The 16,595-nt window shown below is 63.4% G+C and carries 13 protein-coding genes; 10 read left to right on the top strand and 3 right to left on the bottom strand.

Translation table 11 applies throughout. The features are described 5' to 3' along the window. Positions 1–48: 48 nt before the first annotated feature. On the top strand, positions 49–555 hold the full coding sequence (locus tag B7G54_RS21240) for a GNAT family N-acetyltransferase (RefSeq protein WP_085040866.1): 507 nt from the start codon (positions 49–51) through the stop codon (positions 553–555). A gap of 327 nt (positions 556–882) precedes the next feature. Beyond that, a complete protein-coding gene (locus B7G54_RS21245) occupies positions 883–1,560 on the top strand; it encodes a hypothetical protein (RefSeq protein ID WP_085040867.1) in 678 nt (225 codons plus the stop codon). 92 nt (positions 1,561–1,652) lie between these two features. On the opposite strand, the gene B7G54_RS21250 is transcribed toward B7G54_RS21245, so the two are convergent. Continuing rightward, a complete protein-coding gene (locus tag B7G54_RS21250) occupies positions 1,653–2,624 on the bottom strand; it encodes a LysR substrate-binding domain-containing protein (protein ID WP_085040868.1) in 972 nt (323 codons plus the stop codon). A gap of 135 nt (positions 2,625–2,759) precedes the next feature. Here B7G54_RS21250 and B7G54_RS21255 point away from each other — a divergent pair, with 135 nt between their 5' ends. Further along, positions 2,760–5,060: an NADP-dependent malic enzyme gene (locus B7G54_RS21255; protein WP_085040869.1), complete on the top strand. Its 2,301-nt coding sequence runs from the start codon at positions 2,760–2,762 to the stop codon at positions 5,058–5,060. 515 nt (positions 5,061–5,575) lie between these two features. Continuing rightward, positions 5,576–6,478 (top strand): hypothetical protein, encoded by a 903-nt coding sequence (locus B7G54_RS21265; RefSeq protein WP_244289397.1) that lies wholly within the window; start codon positions 5,576–5,578, stop codon positions 6,476–6,478. Positions 6,479–6,518: 40 nt separating this feature from the next. Here B7G54_RS21265 and B7G54_RS21270 read toward each other — a convergent pair whose 3' ends face one another. Continuing rightward, a complete protein-coding gene (locus tag B7G54_RS21270; RefSeq protein ID WP_085040872.1) occupies positions 6,519–8,213 on the bottom strand; it encodes an NfrA family protein in 1,695 nt (564 codons plus the stop codon). After that, a complete protein-coding gene (locus tag B7G54_RS21275) occupies positions 8,210–10,168 on the bottom strand; it encodes a glycosyl transferase family protein (RefSeq protein ID WP_425266514.1) in 1,959 nt (652 codons plus the stop codon). The genes B7G54_RS21270 and B7G54_RS21275 overlap by 4 nt, the downstream gene beginning before the upstream one ends. Positions 10,169–11,137: 969 nt before the next feature. Between B7G54_RS21275 and B7G54_RS21280 the strand changes: the two genes are divergently transcribed. The 6 genes from B7G54_RS21280 (at position 11,138) to B7G54_RS21305 (ending at position 16,588) form a co-directional block, all read left to right on the top strand. Beyond that, positions 11,138–11,443 (top strand): hypothetical protein, encoded by a 306-nt coding sequence (locus tag B7G54_RS21280; protein WP_085040874.1) that lies wholly within the window; start codon positions 11,138–11,140, stop codon positions 11,441–11,443. A gap of 12 nt (positions 11,444–11,455) precedes the next feature. Beyond that, complete coding sequence (locus tag B7G54_RS21285; protein WP_085040875.1) at positions 11,456–13,099, top strand: DUF2334 domain-containing protein; 1,644 nt, start codon at positions 11,456–11,458, stop codon at positions 13,097–13,099. A 105-nt stretch (positions 13,100–13,204) separates the two neighbouring features. Beyond that, positions 13,205–14,179, top strand: a complete 975-nt coding sequence (locus B7G54_RS21290) for an alpha-amylase family protein (protein WP_085040876.1) — start codon at positions 13,205–13,207, stop codon at positions 14,177–14,179. A 313-nt stretch (positions 14,180–14,492) separates the two neighbouring features. Continuing rightward, the gene (locus B7G54_RS21295) at positions 14,493–15,692 is read left to right on the top strand and encodes an aminotransferase-like domain-containing protein (protein ID WP_085040877.1); all 1,200 of its coding nucleotides are present in this window, start codon (positions 14,493–14,495) and stop codon (positions 15,690–15,692) included. A gap of 12 nt (positions 15,693–15,704) precedes the next feature. Further along, positions 15,705–15,896, top strand: coding sequence for a hypothetical protein (locus B7G54_RS21300; RefSeq protein WP_085040878.1), 192 nt, complete (start codon positions 15,705–15,707; stop codon positions 15,894–15,896). A gap of 95 nt (positions 15,897–15,991) precedes the next feature. Beyond that, a complete protein-coding gene (locus B7G54_RS21305) occupies positions 15,992–16,588 on the top strand; it encodes a pyridoxamine 5'-phosphate oxidase family protein (RefSeq protein WP_085040879.1) in 597 nt (198 codons plus the stop codon). The last annotated feature ends 7 nt before the right edge of the window (positions 16,589–16,595 follow it).

Below are 16,595 nucleotides of genomic sequence, written 5' to 3' on the forward strand. Positions count from 1 at the left end.
AATCAAGCGGCCCTTCTTCACCGGCACACTTCAACGGAGATACGAACGATGGCTTCGAAAAGCATCCGCAGAGCAACGGAAGAGGACGTACCCGTTCTCACCGGGATACGAAACGATGCGCATGCGAAGAAGCTCAAGTACGGCGACCATGCATGGGGCAAGGAAGGCGACGGATTTTCCGAGGCGTGGGTACGCAGGAACGTCTCCCAGAAGGACGTGTATGTCGTCGAACTGGACGGCACGTTGGCCGGAACGTTCTCGCTCGGCTTCGACGAGGACGAGCACTGGGGGCCGCAGGAACCGATCGCCGGTTATGTGCACGGGCTTTGCGTACGGGAAGGCTTCAACGGACAGGGGCTCGGCAGCTTCATGCTCGACTGGTGCGCTTGCAAGGCGAGGGCCTTGAACCGGCGTCTGGTTCGGCTCGATTGTGCTGTCCGGAACGAGACGCTGTGTGCGTACTACGAGTCGCTTGGTTTTATCCGCGTGGGACTGAAATCGGACGGCGAAGTCTGGTCGCTGTACGAAAAGCCGGTTTACCCGCTTTCAACCTGAATGCATGAAGGGTTCCACCGCCAGCCTGGTCACGCGACCGGTTGCACGGCGCGCGTCATTGCCGGCTCGCGGGACGGGTGATCTGCGCAAGCGCGTGGAAGACGGCCATCCATGACGCGCGTCACTTGCGCACTCTAGAACCGGCATCGAATCGCGAGCCGCGCCGACGGATTGCATCTCCGCGCGTCACCCGGGCGTCGGGTTCCGGCCATCGTCCGATGTGTGCCGGCCGCCGCGCATCGCCTGGCCGCAACCGTTCATTCGACAGAAGCGGCCGGATCATCGACAATTCGCGGCAATCAAAACATGAGAGAAGAGGGCAGGTGCATGCGCGGGTTCTGTAAAACGCTCGGAGTGATCCTGAGCCTTTCAGTCGTTGGCATCGCAGCGGCTCAAGCCGCTTCCAGCGAACTGGCATTTCCGCGTTTCAACCAGGCGGAGGGCCGGACGGACAGCGACGGCCTCCCGCTATCCGGCGTGACACTCTGCGTGCTCCCCGAACGTGCGCCGTGCTTCGAGATGCCGCCTGCGCCGCTTCCCAATTCGCCGAAGGAGTTTTACCAGTTCGGGCTGAATCCACGGTCCGAACGGTTGCCGATTGCGTCGGGCGGCTCCTGGGTGTTCTTGTCGGGAATGTTCTCCGGCGGTGGCAGCGGGATGCTGGAGCGCGTGGCAGTCTTGCGCTATGGCGCGAACGGCAAGATCGAGAACCTGATGCCGAAGGTCACCCAAACGGAGCTGGCCGATCGCGCGATGTGGAAGGTGCCGGACGTGTCGCCCTATCCGGTGTTCGTTCGGGCCGATTATGTGTGGGGCAAGGGCGAGAGCCATTTCGAAGCGCACTTGTTCGACGTCGATGCGTGGGTGTTCGATCCCGTAACCAGCCAGTACAGGAAGCGGTTTTCCTACCAGACGACCAAGCGTTATGACCGCGGCGAAGGCTCGGATCATGTGCTGACCGCCGAGCGTGCCGAAATTCTGCGACGCCTCGCGGCCAGCAAGTAGCGTGTGGCCGGCACACCGGGTATCCGCCGAGACGCATGACCGTTTTCGGCCGGCCCGGCGAGCCGTTCAACGCAAGACCGGCGCATGAAGCCCTATCGCTGCGCTTCCCCGTAAGTCTCCCTGCATACCTCCCGCAAAGCGTCGACGAGCAGATCCCGCGCCGGCGAGCGTGAATCGGCGGCGCGCGTGAACAGCGCGATGGGCGGGAGCGTCCAGACCAGCGAGTACGGCACGATCGCCACGCCGGCGATCCGCACCAGTTCTTCCGCGATATCGGCGGGCACGATCGATACGGCCTCGTCGCTCGACGCGATCATCTCGCCGATCAGCTTGGACGAGTAACTTTCGACGATCGGGACGGGCGGCGCGATGCCGGCCGACAGGAACAGGTCGGTCACCTGTTCCCGCATCGGCGTATGCGGTGCGCCGAGAATCCAGTCGAGCGCGTGCAGCTTGTGCCAGTCGAGCGCGGTGCGGGCCAGTTTCGCGGCAAGGCGCCGGCTCGCGATCATGCGTGGCTGCTGCTGGTACAGCACGTCGAAGGAGACCTGGCCCAGGTCGATCGCCGATGACGCCCGCCCGATCACGATGTCGACGCTGTGGTCCCTGAGCTGAAGCAGGAGCTGATCGCTGGTGCCTTCGTGAATCGTTACGGTCAGGCGCCGCTCCATGCGCGCTTGCAGCCGCTTGAGCGCCGCCGACAGCATCTGGCCGGAAATGAACGGAATCACGCCGATGTGCAGGTGGGCCGCATGCCCGGCGGCGACGGCCTCCATCTCGCGGGCGAGGTGGTCGAGATCCTTGATCATCGCCTTCGCCCGCTCGAGCACGACCGCGCCGAGCGCGGTAGGCCGCATGCCGCGCGGCGAGCGCTCGAAAAGCGGCGTGCCGAACATGCTCTCCAGCTCGGACAGCGCGTTCGTCACGGCCGGCTGGCTGCTGGCCATGTGCTCCGCGACGCGCGTCAGCGATCCGTGCTGCTGGATCTGCAGCAACAGCACCAGGTGCCGCATCTTCAGACGCGCGCCCAGCCGCCTGACCACGTCGTTTGCATCGAAAGTCATTGACTGGTCACGAGTCCATCATGAAAAAGTGATGGGCCGATATTAAAACAGAATCATCACCTTATGGCGGATCCCTAGAATCCCCTTCATGGATCGCGCCGGGACTGGCCTGGCGCCCGTGCCCGGATCGAAAACATGAAACAGACTGAGACACAGCAGCAGGCAGCGTTCGACTATCACGAATTTCCGACCCCGGGAAAGATCTCGGTTGTCGCCAGCAAGCCGCTCGTGACCCAGCGCGATCTCGCGCTGGCCTACACGCCGGGCGTGGCGGGCGTGTGCGAGGCCATCGCCGCCGATCCGCTGCAGGCGCACCGTTTCACGAGCCGCGGCAACCTGGTCGGCGTGATCACGAACGGCACGGCGGTGCTGGGCCTGGGCAACATCGGCCCGCTCGCGTCCAAGCCGGTCATGGAAGGCAAGGCCGTGCTCTTCAAGAAGTTCGCGGGGATCGACGTCTTCGACATCGAGATCAACGAAACCGATCCGGACAAGCTGGTCGACATCATCGCCGGTCTCGAGCCGACCTTCGGCGGCATCAACCTCGAGGACATCAAGGCGCCCGAGTGCTTCACGGTCGAGCAGAAGCTGCGCGAACGCATGAAGATTCCCGTCTTCCATGACGATCAGCACGGTACCGCCATTACCGTCTCCGCCGCGTTCATCAACGGGCTGAAGGTCGTCGGGAAGTCGATTTCGGAGGTGAAGGTCGTGACGTCGGGGGCCGGGGCGGCCGCGCTGGCCTGCCTGGACCTGCTGGTCGACCTCGGGCTGCCGGTCGAAAACGTCTGGGTGACCGACATCGAAGGCGTTGTCTACCGCGGCCGCACCGTGCTGATGGATCCGGCGAAGTCGCGCTTTGCGCAGGAAACCGATGCGCGCAAGCTGGCCGACGTCATCGGCGGCGCGGACGTGTTCCTGGGCCTGTCGGTCGGCGGCATCCTGACCGCCGACATGCTGAAGGCGATGGCGCCGCGCCCGCTGATTCTCGCGCTGGCCAATCCCACGCCGGAAATTTTCCCGGAACTGGCGCATGCGACGCGCGACGACGTCGTCATCGCGACGGGCCGCTCGGACTATCCGAACCAGGTCAACAACGTCCTCTGCTTCCCGTACATCTTCCGTGGCGCGCTGGACGTGGGGGCGACGACGATCACCCGTGAAATGGAGATCGCCGCGGTTCACGCGATCGCGGGGCTGGCCGAGGAAGAGCAGAACGAAGTCGTTGCGGCGGCCTACGGTGCGTACGACGTGGCGTTCGGCGCGCAATACCTGATTCCGAAGCCGTTCGACCCGCGCCTGATCGTCCGTATCGCGCCGGCCGTGGCCAAGGCGGCGATGGAGGGCGGCGTGGCGAAGCGCCCGCTGACCGATCTCGACGCGTACGTCGAGCAACTGCAGCAATTCGTCTACCATTCCGGCGCGTTCATGAAGCCGCTGTTCGCGACGGCGCGCCAGCTGGTGCGCGACGGCGGCAAGGCGCGGATCGTCTTTACCGAGGGCGAGGACGAGCGCGTGCTCCGCGCGGTGCAGGTGATCGTCGACGAGAAGCTGGCGCGTCCGATCCTGGTCGGGCGCCCGGAGGTGCTGCTGGCGCGCATCGAGCGGTTCGGCTTGCGGATCCGGCTCGGCCAGGATGTCGAGGTGACGAACCCCGAGTATGACGAGCGGTTCCCGCAATACTGGACGACGTATTGGGAACTGCGCTGCCGGGATGGCATCTCGAAGGAGATGGCGCGGGTCGAGATGCGGCGCCGCCTGACGCTGATCGGCGCGATGATGGTGCGGCTCGGCGATGCGGACGGGATGGTCTGCGGGACGGTGGGCGAGTATCACAACCACCTGCGGTTCGTCGACGAAGTGATCGGGAAGAAGCCGGGGGCGTCGACCTATGCGGCGATGAACATCCTGTTGCTCGACCAGCGGACGGTCGCGCTGGTGGATACGCACGTCAACGACAATCCCGATGCGGAGCAGATTGCGGAATTCACGATTGCCGCGGCTCGTCAGATGGAATGGCTGAACCTGACGCCGAAGGCGGCGTTGCTGTCGCGGTCGAACTTCGGGTCGGGGAGTGCGGCGTCGGGCGTGAAGATGCGCCGGGCGCTGGAGATTGTCCGGGAGCAGGCGCCGGATATCGAGGCCGACGGCGAGATGCATGGCGACTGTGCGCTCGACGAAGGCTTGCGGTTGAGGCTTCTGCCGATGTCGCCGCTGAAGGGGGCTGCCAACCTGCTCGTTTGCCCGAACGTCGATGCGGGGAATATCGCGTACAACCTGCTCAAGACCGAGGCGGGCAGCAATGTGGCGGTGGGGCCGTTCCTGCTGGGCGTCAACGCGCCGGTGAACATTCTCACGTCGAGTTCGACGGTGCGGCGGATCGTGAACATGGCGGCGTTGACGGTGATTGAAGCCAATCGCAACGCGCCTGCCTGAGCAGGTAATGGAAGCGGGGCGGTGGCGGCCCCGCACGGCGCCGCGTAGCGGAATCCCGGTCGTGGCGGATTCCGCGATCCGGTCGCCGGGTGAGCCGGCGTCGCTGGCCGACCGGGTCGCGATGCCGCGCGTGTTCGTCGAGGTTGGCGACGGCCCGCTCCGGATCCCGGCAATCGTTTGCATGCAGCCACCCGGACCTCGGCTTTACCCTTAGGCCGATATGTCGCGCCCCCGCCGCCTCCCTGCGCCGACGTTCCGCATCGATGCTGCCGAGCAATCGATTTGATCAGTATCGCGTAACAATTGCTTCGGCACGACCCTCCGAAGGCCTCACTATTGATACCAATCCTAACAATGTTTTGGGGCTCGATACTTTCGATATCATCGGATAATTACCTTTTATTTTCGTCTAAAATCGCGCTTCTTCTTACTTTAAGACGGAAAGTGTTTTGATTAAACTGACGAAAAATCTTTCGCGCACGGCCATCGCCGCATGCGTTGCTTGTGCCGGGCTCATGCCTTTGTCCCGATCCGCCCAGGCTCAGGTCGAACCTCTGAAGAATCCCGTCTATGGCGTGACCCTCGACGACCTGACCAAGCTGGACGCGATCGTCGCGTCGCTGCAGAACCTGCCGTACAAGCCTACCGTGCGTGTGGTGTTCGATCCAGGTACGTCGGCCGCCGACTACTACGCGCCGCTGCTGCGCCTGCATGCAGTCGCGTACGTGATGGGTGAAGTTTACGATTCTTACTATTTCCCGACGGATCTGGCCACGTATCAGGCACGCACGCAGGAACTGGTGTCGCAACTGAAGAACACCGTCGACGTCTGGGAGATCGCCAACGAAATCAATGGCGAATGGCTGCGTAACAACCCGAACGGCACGAACAGCGTGGTCAACTCGCAAGAGCAGCAGATCGGCCAGATGGTGGCGGCAGCCAACCAGATCGTCAAATCGAACGGCGGCAAGACGGCCATCACGCTGTACTACAACGATGACAGCAAGGGCACCAATTGCTGGGAGAAGCCGCAGGATTACTGGAAGACGTGGCCGACCACCTTCCTGTCGTCGACGGTTCGCCAGCAGGCCGACTACGCACTGTTCAGCTACTACCCGTATCAGGATTGCCCGGGGCTGAATCCGACGTGGAAGAACGATTTTGCGGCGCTGGAAAGCATCTTCCCGAACGCGAAGGTCGGCTTCGGCGAAATCGGCACCTCGGACATTTCCGCGCCGGCATCGGTGCAGCAGAACCTGATCAAGACGTACTACCCGATGGTCAACAGCATGAACGATCCGCGTTTCATCGGCGGATTCTTCTGGTGGAACTACGTCGAGCAAATGCTCCCGTATTCGACGAGCTCGTACTTCCAGCTGTTGCGTCAGACGATCATCACGCTCAAGGCGCCCAACTAAGCGAGAAGCGTCATTCAAGTGCAAGCGTCAGCGTCGCTGGTTAGAACCACAATGTCGCGCGTACCACGAGACCACGTGCGCGTGCCGCTGACGTCAGCCCGAACCGGTATTGCACCGTGACATCCAGATAGCTTGCCGGCGCGCTATACCGGCCTTCGCGAAACCAGTACCGAAACTGGATGCCGGGCCCTGCGCCGATCGCCGTCTTGTCCGGCTGCCGATTGTCGTGATCGCCGGCCACCGCGGCGTGCGGGTAGATGGTCAGCCGATCGCTGATCATCGGCAAACGCCAGGTGTGCCCGTAACGCAATTCCGAATAAATGATGTATCGCCCCGCGCTGATGAAGTAAGCGCCTTCGACATACGCCTGCCAGCTGCGCCAGCTCGGTTCAGTGACCCTCAGGTCGGTCCCGCCTTCCGACGAATAGCCCACGCGCATCAGCCAGTCCGTCATCGACAGGCTGCCGACATGGAACAGCCGCTCGGCGGTCAGCACGACGTTCTGGTCGGGTAGCGGCTTGTAGCGCGCGCCCACCGAACCCTGCACGGTCGGCATGCCGGTCGTGTTGCCCGATCCGTCGTAGGCCGTGCCGTATCCGCGCACGAAGAACTGGAAGATGCGGCCGTTCTGATAGCCGATCTTCGGCGGCTGCCAATACACTTCTATACCGGGCTGCAACACGCTGATGGTGCCTTGCGGGCCGAACGCGGCCGACTGGTACGGCGCGCTCAGCACGAAACCCCAGCTGCGCTGAAGCTGCTCGACTTCGCGCCGGTAGCCGAACTTGTGCTGCGCATCGAAGGTGTGTTCGTTTTCATCGGCGTCGAGGCTGTGCTCGAACAGATCGATGGACTCCTGGTTCAGCCCGATCCGCTTGGCGGCGTAGCCCGCGTCCGCGTAGTTCATCGCGTTGCCGGCACCGCTGGAAAATCCCTCCTGAAATGCGTCGAGCGCCTCGCGATCCTTGTGGTCGCGCAGGAGGTCATAGGCCTCCTGCAACTTCTGTTGCGCGGTATTGTCCACCGGCGCCTGAGCGGGCTGATCTTCTTGCCGCGCCTGCGCCGCGATCGACGCGGCCATGTTGCGCTCGCCGTCGGTCGTCGCATCGCCGGCCGCGAAGTCCGCCATGCGGATCGCGGTGTCGCGGTCGCCTGCCTGCAGGCTCATCTGCGCGATACGCAACTGGACCACGGCCAGTTTTTCATCGGCCAGCGGCGCCAGCGCAATGCCGGCTTCATGCGGGAGATTCGCCGCGAGCGCGCTGTCCGCCCAGGCGAGACGCAGGTTGCGCTGCTGTTCCTTGCTCCATTTCCCGGCCGCGACGGCGGCCGCGAAATCGCTGCACGCAACGTCGTAGTGCATCTGCCGCTGGGCCAGGTAGCCGTGCTGCGCGCGTACCGCCGCACTCTTCGGAAAACGAACGATCAGCGATTCCACCATGGCATCCGCTTCGTCGACTTTTCCTTCCCGCCGGTATACGTCGACGAGCAGCAGCCCGAGCTGTTCGCTTCCGGGCTGAATCTTGATGGCGCGCGACGCATACGCTTCCGCGAGGGGCAGGTCGCCGGTATTGATCGCCTTGTAGGCGCTGTCGGCGAGCTTGTAGGCTTTGGGCGTCAGTTGCTGGGCGGCGGATGCCGGCGCCTGCCAGGCCAGCGACACGGCGATCGCCAGTGCGCTCAACCGTGCGCAGCGCTTGAGGCCGGCCGCGATCGGGCGTTTCGAATGCTTCATGCCTGTTCTCCCGATGGTTTTTGCACGGGAGCGCCCTGCTGTACCGCCGGGTCGCCGTCGCGTGCGCGTGCGAGTTCGACGAAGCGCGAGTGCCGGGAGAGTTCGGCGGCAATCTCCGCATCGCAGGCGATGAAGTAGGCGACATTCGATCGGGCTCCCCGCCGCACGACATCCTGTTCGTCCGGCGTGAGCGGCCGCCCGACCGCAACGTTCAACGTGCCGTCGTCCGCGGTCGAAAACGGGATGGCGCGATACGTGTACTGAAGCTCGAATGCCAGCGAATCCGCGAAGTGGCCCACCGCGACATTGCCGAGGCTCACCCGGGGCAGTTCGGCTTGCTCGGCGATCGCGTCCGCCAGCGATTCGGCGGATATCGCGCAGCCTTCGACCAACAGTTCCCCCAGCCGCCTGCCGCAGGTCAGTTGTTTCTCCAGGTTCGCCTGCAATTGCTCCAGTGTGACCACGCCCCAGCCGACCAGGATCTCGCCGACTTTCAGGCGCGCCTTCCCGAGCGCTTCGTTCGACAGGTAGGTATGGCTGGTCTTGTCCCACGCGATGGGCTTGCCGGTCACCAAGTGGCCGATATAGATGCGCCACGCGCGGCAAACCGCGTAGAAGTTGATCAGGTTGTTGACGAACATCCGCGGAATCGAGAGCAGCCCCTGGGTCGGGCCGTTCAGCTTGCTGACGAAATGGAAACGCTGCCCGGCGCGCGCAAACAGCATCGCGGTGTTGATCCACAGCAGCGGCGCGACCCAGTGGCTCGCCATGATGAGCGGGGCGCCGCCCGGGATGACATGGCTGGATCGCTGAAGCGCGCCGAGCAACAGGAAGTTGATCAGCACGCCATAGGCAACGACCGAAAACAGCGAGGTCACGATGCCCTTGCGATCGTGGAAGAACATGTATCGCGTGAGCAGATTGCCTTTCCAGCCGAGTTGCTCCCAGCCCTGGAAGGCAATGCCGAGGATCCAGCGCGTGCGCTGACGGTACGCGGTACGAAACGTTTTCGGAAAATACTCGCGCGTGGCCAGCAGGTTTCGATTGACGGCGCCACCGTGTTCGCGCCTGTCCGCTGCATCACGCGTGATCCCCGTCAGTGGAATGCACGCAAAGGTTTCCTTCATCCCCAGGTCTCTCAACCGGAAGCTGAAGTCATAATCCTCGGTCAGCGAACTGGTGTTGAACGGAGAGCCATTGCGTTCCTTCATCGCCGCTTCGATCGAGCGCCTGCTGTAGCACGACGCCACGCCCGCGCCCGGGACGACGCCGGTCAGCCGGGCGCGCACCGGCACGTCTTTCTGGTGCGTCTCGCTGAAATCGTCCAGGTAGCATCCGGCGACGAACTCGTTCCATTTCCGCGGCAAGGACAGCACGGGAAGCTGGACCAGGTCGCTATCCGCAACCGCGTGGTTGAGGTACTTGAGTTCGACCGGATGAATGACATCCTCGCAGTCGTGCATGACGACGCCCGCGAACTGAATGTGATGGACCGATTCGTAACGCAGGATGGCTTCGATGATCCAGTTCAGGCAGTCCGCCTTGCAGGTCGGCCCGTCGTTCATCACCGTCGCGCGCGTGACCCTGCCCGGATACCGGCGGACCATCCGTTCGACCTCGGCCGTGGTTTCGGCATCGTTGTGATAGGTGCCGACGAATATCACGTATCGCTCGTACTCGAGGGTCGCCAACGTGTTTTCGATCATCTTGGCGATCACGTCGTATTCCTTCCACGCCGGCACCATCAGCGCCAGATGCCGCTCCTCGAGCGCGCGCAGCATGCCGATATCAACCGTTTGCGATTTTTCACGACGCAGGATGCGCCGGATTTCGAAGGACCAGTAACAGGCATCCAGCGTGAGGTCATCCAGTGTGCTCACCAGGATGACGATTGCGGTCACAATGGCGACAAGGTTAAGTGCATATAAATATGCACTCCAAATCATGTTATCCATCATATTTTCCGCGATTTTATCTTTTAATTGATTATTCCCCTTCGTGCCGACGCAAGACGAAACTTTCCCCGTCCTCGTCGCCCCCGTCACGTCCACTCCGTTGCGTGTGCCACGCGAACGCCCGCCGCTCGAAAAAAGCCCTGTCAGCACGCGAGCTTTTGCGATGTGGCCACGTCACATCGCGAACGATGCAACGTGTTCAGTGGATGACTTTTCGACAGCCCGTTTCCCGCTTGCCTGACTCCGTCCCTGCATTCTTCAACGCGTGCAGCCGTTCTCCACCCGACGCACGCGCAGTGCCCCCGCGCACCAACTTCGCAACACACAGCACATGTAGCAAGTCGTGCGCCATCGCTGCGCGACCCTTGAGCCTGCGGGCGTCGCGCAGCGCCGCACAGGATCGGCCCGCCGAATCCGAGCCAAATGTTTCAGTGCTGAAACACGTGGTTGATCGACTGGATGACACATCGTTTCCAGACCCTCTGCCGGGCCCCGGCAGCGGCCCGCGGGAAATCATCACGCGATTGCAGCGGCCGCTGGCCGGACGGATTGGCGTTGAACCCGAAAATCCGGTGCGTCAGCCGTCATTGCGCATGAGTGTCGCAGTCGGCGATCGCCGTGTCGCGATCTGTGAAGCGCGGGGCGCAAACAGGTTTTCCCGGGGGAGCGTACGAACGGGTTTCGCGCGTTTGTCCGATTAAATTCGTGACACCGCCGCGTTGCACGAGTGAAACGTTTTATCGACGCAATTTTGAGCTGCATCGATGCGGCAATTTCGGTGCCTTGGCGCTATGCCCATTTGCGACGGATGGTACGGTTCTAGCTTGAATGTAAAACCATCTCCTCCCGGATTTATTTGTCTGGTTTCAATTGCGCATCAAAACTTCACAACATAGCGACCCGATTCCGGATGGTGATTCGTTGTACTCGTTTTCGTTAGCGAGATGAACTTATTTTGCATATCAAAGGATGAAAATCATGCCTTCGCATCGCAATCAATCTTTTCGGAACGGGTTGAGCGCCGCCGGATCACTCGTCGCAATAGTCACCACGCTTGTCTTCGCCGTCGGCGTCCAGGACGTGAGTGCGCAGCAGACGAGCAATTCCTCTGCCCAGAAGATCAAGCCGCCTCCGCTGCCGAACGGCTCGGCGCACGTCAACGTGAAAGCCGGCATGGCCGACGAGGATTGGGAGAAGGCGTACAAGGAAACGGGCCGCCCGAAGTTCAGCAAGAAGTCTGTCCAGAAACTCAATGGCAATGTGGAACGCGAATAGGGAGAAACGGCCATGAAAAAGATCTTGCTCGTCATCGCCCTGCTTGCGGGACTCGCGCAAATGACATTGCCGGGCACCGCACACGCGCAGGCCACTACCGCCCATACGCTCATCCTGTACGACAATCCGGCCAACGATCCGTTTTCGAAGCTGGGCCTGATGTACAGCATCATGCTGAGGAACCTGCTGGGCCACTTCAATACGACGGTCGATCTGGTTCCGATCCAGAATTACACGGCCGGCATGGTCGGGAATCACGATGCGACGTTCTATATCGGCGACTACTACAACAACCCGATTCCGACGGCGTTCATGAGCGACGTGATGACCACCAAGAAGACGGTGGTCTGGTTCAAGTACAACCTGTGGCAGCTGGCCTGGAACACGGCCTACACGTTCAACCAGACCTTCGGGTTCAGCTTCGTGGGCCTTGCCGGGATGAATGCGACGCCGTCGTCGAGCAATCCGAGCCCCGGCTTCTACGACACGGTCACGTACAAGAACCTGTCGATGGCCAAGTACTACGCGTATAACGCGTCAACCGGCGTCATCAGTGCGGATCCGGATATCGGCGTGACCCAGGTCGTCGATTCCACCAAGGCGCAGGCGCTCGTCACCATCAAGAACAGCAAGAGCGGCGCAACCGCGCCGTACATCATGCGTTCGGGCAACTTCTGGTACTTCGCCGACATGCCGTTTTCCTACATCGGCCCGACGGATCGTTACCTGGTGATATGCGACATCCTGCACGACATCCTGCAGACCAATGCACCGGTGAATCACCGTGCGCTCGTCCGCCTGGAGGATCTCGACGCGTATACGACGACGAGTTCGATGCAGCTGCTGACGAACTACATGTACTCGAAGAGGATCCCGTTCACGATGGCAACCATCCCGCTGTACACGGACCCGAACGGCTATTACAACGGCGGCGTGCCGGAGACGATCCATCTGGCGCAGGCAACGGGCCTCAAGAGAGCGCTGAATTACGCGCTCTTGCGCGGCGGCTCGATCGTGATGCACGGCTATACGCACCAGTACGACTCGACGCCGAACCTGCTGACTGCAGTCAGCGGCAGCGACTACGAGTTCTGGTACGCAGTGCAGAACCGGCCGGTCGACGAGGACTCCGTCCCATGGGCGGAAGGCAGAATGGCCGATGGCCTGCTCGAGTTCACGACCAACGGCTACAAGGTCGTCGGCTGGGCCGCGCCGCAGTACCAGATGTCGCCGGCCGCCTCGTCAGCGACAGCCCTCACGTTCCCGGTCACGTTCCAGCGGGCCGTGTACTACACGTCGGCCAAGCCGCAGATCGGAACGGGTGCCGCCAACCAGGATTTCTCGGCCGGGCAGTTTTTCCCGTACATCATCAACTCCGATTACTACGGGCAGCGGATCATTCCGGAGAACCTGGGCAGCGTGCAGTACAACATCTGCAATGTCGACCCGTTCTCGTGCATCACGTACACGTGGCAGCAAATCGTGACCAATGCCCAGTATGGCTTGGCAGTGCGGGACGGTTTCGCGTCGTTCTTCTTCCATCCGTACTGGCTTGAGCCCGATCTCGGATTGCCGGCGTATCAGGACTTCCAGAGCATGATCACCGGCATTACGAATCTCGGCTACACGTGGGTGGACGGCACGACGGCCAAGTGACGCAGGCGTAGCGACAGCCCCGTCGACCCGCATTGGCAATGCGGGTCGCACGTTTGCGTTTGATCGGCTACGATGACGCGCAGGCATGTCTCCGGGGAGCCAGCGATGACCACGTACGCGATCCCGGCCTTGCGCAGGATTCAACAGCGCATGGGCCGGTTTCGGCTCGCAGCGCGAGCAGGCTCGGGCCCGCTCGCCGCCGCGCCGCGCTCGCCCCGGGCGGCGACGCTCGCGGCGATCGGCGCATCGCTCGTCGTGGCCGCCTGCAGCTGGTCCGCGCACGACGTGCACGCCGACGGCATCGTCTGGCAGGTGGACAACTCGACGACGAATCCGGTCGGCAACTGGCAGATGCTCGGCGTACACGACCTGCTGATCCAGTGGGCCGTCGTCGACGATACCGCGTACATCGCCAACACCCACATCCCGCCTGCTGCGCACCTTCCCGACTGGGAACGTATCAGTCGTGAGCCCTGGGCCAGAAACGTGATCCTGGGGCTGGCCGGCTACCAGGACGAAAAACGTGCGCGCACCCATCTGTCGACGCTCGCCGACCAGTCCCTGGAGGTGGCGCGCGCACCGGTCCCGCTGCATGTCACCGGCTACTACTTCCCGGTCGAGATCGATCCGACCTGGCAGGATGCGCCCAGGCTCGCCGTGATCCTGCAGCGGCTGCCTCGTCCGCTTTGGGTCAGCGTGTATGACCAGACCAATATCGGCGGAAAGGCATTGGCCGACTGGCTCGCAGCGTGGCTGCCTGCGGACGTCGGCGTGTTCTTCCAGGACGGTTGCGGCGTCTATGCCCGCGAACCCTACGTCGCGCGCAGCTACCTCGACGAGCTGGTTGCAAAACTGGGCAAGCGCCGCGTGCGGGTCATCGCCGAGGCGTTCCGGCCCGCCGAGCGGGGCGGGTTCCGTTCGGCCAGCGCCGACGAGTTGAGCAAGCAACTGCTGGCGTATCGCGGCTATACGGTCTATCTGTTCGATGGTCCGCACTATGTGTCGGACGATCTCATGCGCGCGCTCTCGACGTGGAAGCCCACGCCGACGCCGGCCGTGCCAGCGGGGACGCCGCGCTGATTCGGTTCGATCCCCGGCAGGCGGGGCGGGCAGGGTGAGCGTGTGGCGCAACAGTCGTCGGGATTGGTTTTCTGCCGGCAACACGCGTCCGGAACCCGGTGCCGACACGCCGGCATACAGCGCGTTTCGCGTTTCCCGCCCAACCCCCATGTGATGACCAAACCGCAAGACCTAGTGCATAGATATCGTTTGCCGCGGCGTTAATGACTATCGACAATCGTGGCTCGATTTCACCGCCGCGGCGCCAGAAGCGCCGCGGCGGCCGGTACCTGGCGGCTATCCCGGCCGTCCGCGCCATCCAGCTCACGACGACATGTACGCGTTCACTCCCTCATTCCAGAATCCCGCCGGCTCGCCGATCCGCGAACTGTTCAAGTACCTGTCCGAACCGGGCATGATTTCTTTCGCGGGCGGCTATCCGGCCAGCGACCTGTTCGACGTCGACGGCCTGAACGCAGCTGCCGAGCGTGCGTACGCGCAGCCCGTGCGCTGCCTGCAATACGGCCCGACCGACGGCCTCGCGGAACTGAAACAGCAACTGATCGCGCTGATGGCGCGTCGCGGCGTGGCCTGCACGGCGGCGGAACTGCTCGTCACGACCGGTTCGCAGCAGGGCCTCGACCTGCTGCTGCGCGTGATGGTGTCGCCGGGCGACGTCGTGCTGACCGAGCAGCCGGCCTATCCGGCGACGCTGCAGGCGATGCGTCTGCAGCAGGCGCGCATCGTGACGATTCCGGTCGACGGCGCAGGCCTCGATGTCGATCGTCTCGGCGACCAGCTCGCGTCCGGTGCGATTGCGCAGCCGAAGCTGCTCTACACGGTTCCGACCTTCGCGAACCCGACGGGCGCGACGCTCACGCGCGAGCGCCGGCTGAAGCTGCTGCGTCTCGCGGTGCAGTACCGTTTCCTGATCGTCGAGGACGATCCGTACGGCGACCTGCGTTTCGCGGGCGAAGCCGTGCCGTCGATGCTGGCACTCGCCGATGAAGTGCGCGGCGCGCGCGACTGGATCGTGCATTTCGCGAGCCTGTCGAAGATCGTCGCGCCGGGGCTGCGCGTGGGCTGGACGATCGCGCCGGCCGAGATCGCGCGGCGCTGCGTGATCGCGAAGCAGACGGTCGATCTGTGCAGCACGCCGTGGACGCAGGCGGCCGCGGCCGAATATCTGGCCGACGGCGCGCTCGAACGCCATCTGCCGCGCATCACGGCCGCCTACCAGCGCAAATGCGAGGCGATGTGCGACGCGTTGCGCGACGGCCTCGGCGATGCGATCGAATTCCATCGTCCCGAAGGCGGGATGTTCGTGTGGGCGCGGATCGGCGCTGTATCGTCGGACGTGCTGCTGCAACGGGCGATCGCGAACAAGGTCGTGTTCGTGCCGGGCAAGGCGTTCTTCGCGGACAACGTCGACGCGGCCTCGCTGCGCCTGTCGTTTGCCGCGCCGGACGTCGACGCGATCCGGGAAGGCGTCGCGCGCCTTGTGCGCGCGTATGGTGCGGCGCTGGCCGCGTGAGGAGACATCAACATGAATATCACCGTCAACGACACCGTATCGATGGGCGCAGCGCCAGGCGGGGGCGATAACCGGCCGGTTGCGCACCGGTCGTCGCAGATCAGCGCGGGGCCGCAGTATGTGGCCGACGTGCTCGGCCGCTTCGGCGCGGAGCCGGCGGCCGACATCGGCGACGCGGCACCGGCGATACTCGGCTACAACTGAGCCGCACGGCGACGGCCGGCGCGCTGCGCGCGTGCCGCCACCGCCGCAAACGGTTAAGCTGGCGCGATCGCAACCCGCACGATCGCCGCTCCGTCATGCCCGACGCAATTTCCGAATCGCTCGCGGAAACGTATGAGCGCCTGTGGTCCTGCCTCGAATCCGGCGTGAGCGCGCAGCGCTCGCCGTTCACGATGCTGCAGGCCGCGACGCTCGGCGTCGACGGTGCGCCGAAGGTACGCACGATCGTGTTGCGGCACGTGAATCGCGCCGGTCGTGCGCTGTCGTTTCATACCGATGCGCGTTCGGAAAAGGTCGCGGAGCTGCGCCGCGATCCGCGCATCGCGCTTGTCGCCAACGATCTCGATGCGCTCGTGCAGATTCGCGTGGAAGGCGTTGCATCGATCTGCGACGACGAAGCGCAACGGCGCGTGGTCTGGCAATCGAGCCGTCCGCATACGCTGCTGCTGTATCGCGCACCGTTGCCGCCGGGCACGCCGGTCGAGTCGCCTGAAGCCGCGCATGTTTCGGCGAGCCAACGTGCAAGGCTTGTCGACGACGGCTATCAAAACTTCTGCCTGCTTCACGTGACCGTGACGCGTATCGACTGGCTCGAACTCGCGCGTACCGGCCATCGCCGCGCGGTATTCGACCTGCACGAAGGCGGCCACGCAGGCCGCTGGATCGCGCCCTGACCTTGCC

The sequence above is a fragment of the Burkholderia puraquae genome (assembly GCF_002099195.1).
Lineage (GTDB): Bacteria > Pseudomonadota > Gammaproteobacteria > Burkholderiales > Burkholderiaceae > Burkholderia > Burkholderia puraquae.

Bases quoted from the DNA above. Each gene is read 5' to 3' on its own strand.
- B7G54_RS21240 (WP_085040866.1), top strand. From the start codon at position 49: ATGGCTTCGAAAAGCATCCGCAGAGCAACGGAAGAGGACGTACCCGTT.
- B7G54_RS21245 (WP_085040867.1), top strand. From the start codon at position 883: ATGCGCGGGTTCTGTAAAACGCTCGGAGTGATCCTGAGCCTTTCAGTC.
- B7G54_RS21250 (WP_085040868.1), bottom strand. From the start codon at position 2,624: ATGACTTTCGATGCAAACGACGTGGTCAGGCGGCTGGGCGCGCGTCTG.
- B7G54_RS21255 (WP_085040869.1), top strand. From the start codon at position 2,760: ATGAAACAGACTGAGACACAGCAGCAGGCAGCGTTCGACTATCACGAA.
- B7G54_RS21265 (WP_244289397.1), top strand. From the start codon at position 5,576: ATGCCTTTGTCCCGATCCGCCCAGGCTCAGGTCGAACCTCTGAAGAAT.
- B7G54_RS21270 (WP_085040872.1), bottom strand. From the start codon at position 8,213: ATGAAGCATTCGAAACGCCCGATCGCGGCCGGCCTCAAGCGCTGCGCA.
- B7G54_RS21275 (WP_425266514.1), bottom strand. From the start codon at position 10,168: ATGGATAACATGATTTGGAGTGCATATTTATATGCACTTAACCTTGTC.
- B7G54_RS21280 (WP_085040874.1), top strand. From the start codon at position 11,138: ATGAAAATCATGCCTTCGCATCGCAATCAATCTTTTCGGAACGGGTTG.
- B7G54_RS21285 (WP_085040875.1), top strand. From the start codon at position 11,456: ATGAAAAAGATCTTGCTCGTCATCGCCCTGCTTGCGGGACTCGCGCAA.
- B7G54_RS21290 (WP_085040876.1), top strand. From the start codon at position 13,205: ATGACCACGTACGCGATCCCGGCCTTGCGCAGGATTCAACAGCGCATG.
- B7G54_RS21295 (WP_085040877.1), top strand. From the start codon at position 14,493: ATGTACGCGTTCACTCCCTCATTCCAGAATCCCGCCGGCTCGCCGATC.
- B7G54_RS21300 (WP_085040878.1), top strand. From the start codon at position 15,705: ATGAATATCACCGTCAACGACACCGTATCGATGGGCGCAGCGCCAGGC.
- B7G54_RS21305 (WP_085040879.1), top strand. From the start codon at position 15,992: ATGCCCGACGCAATTTCCGAATCGCTCGCGGAAACGTATGAGCGCCTG.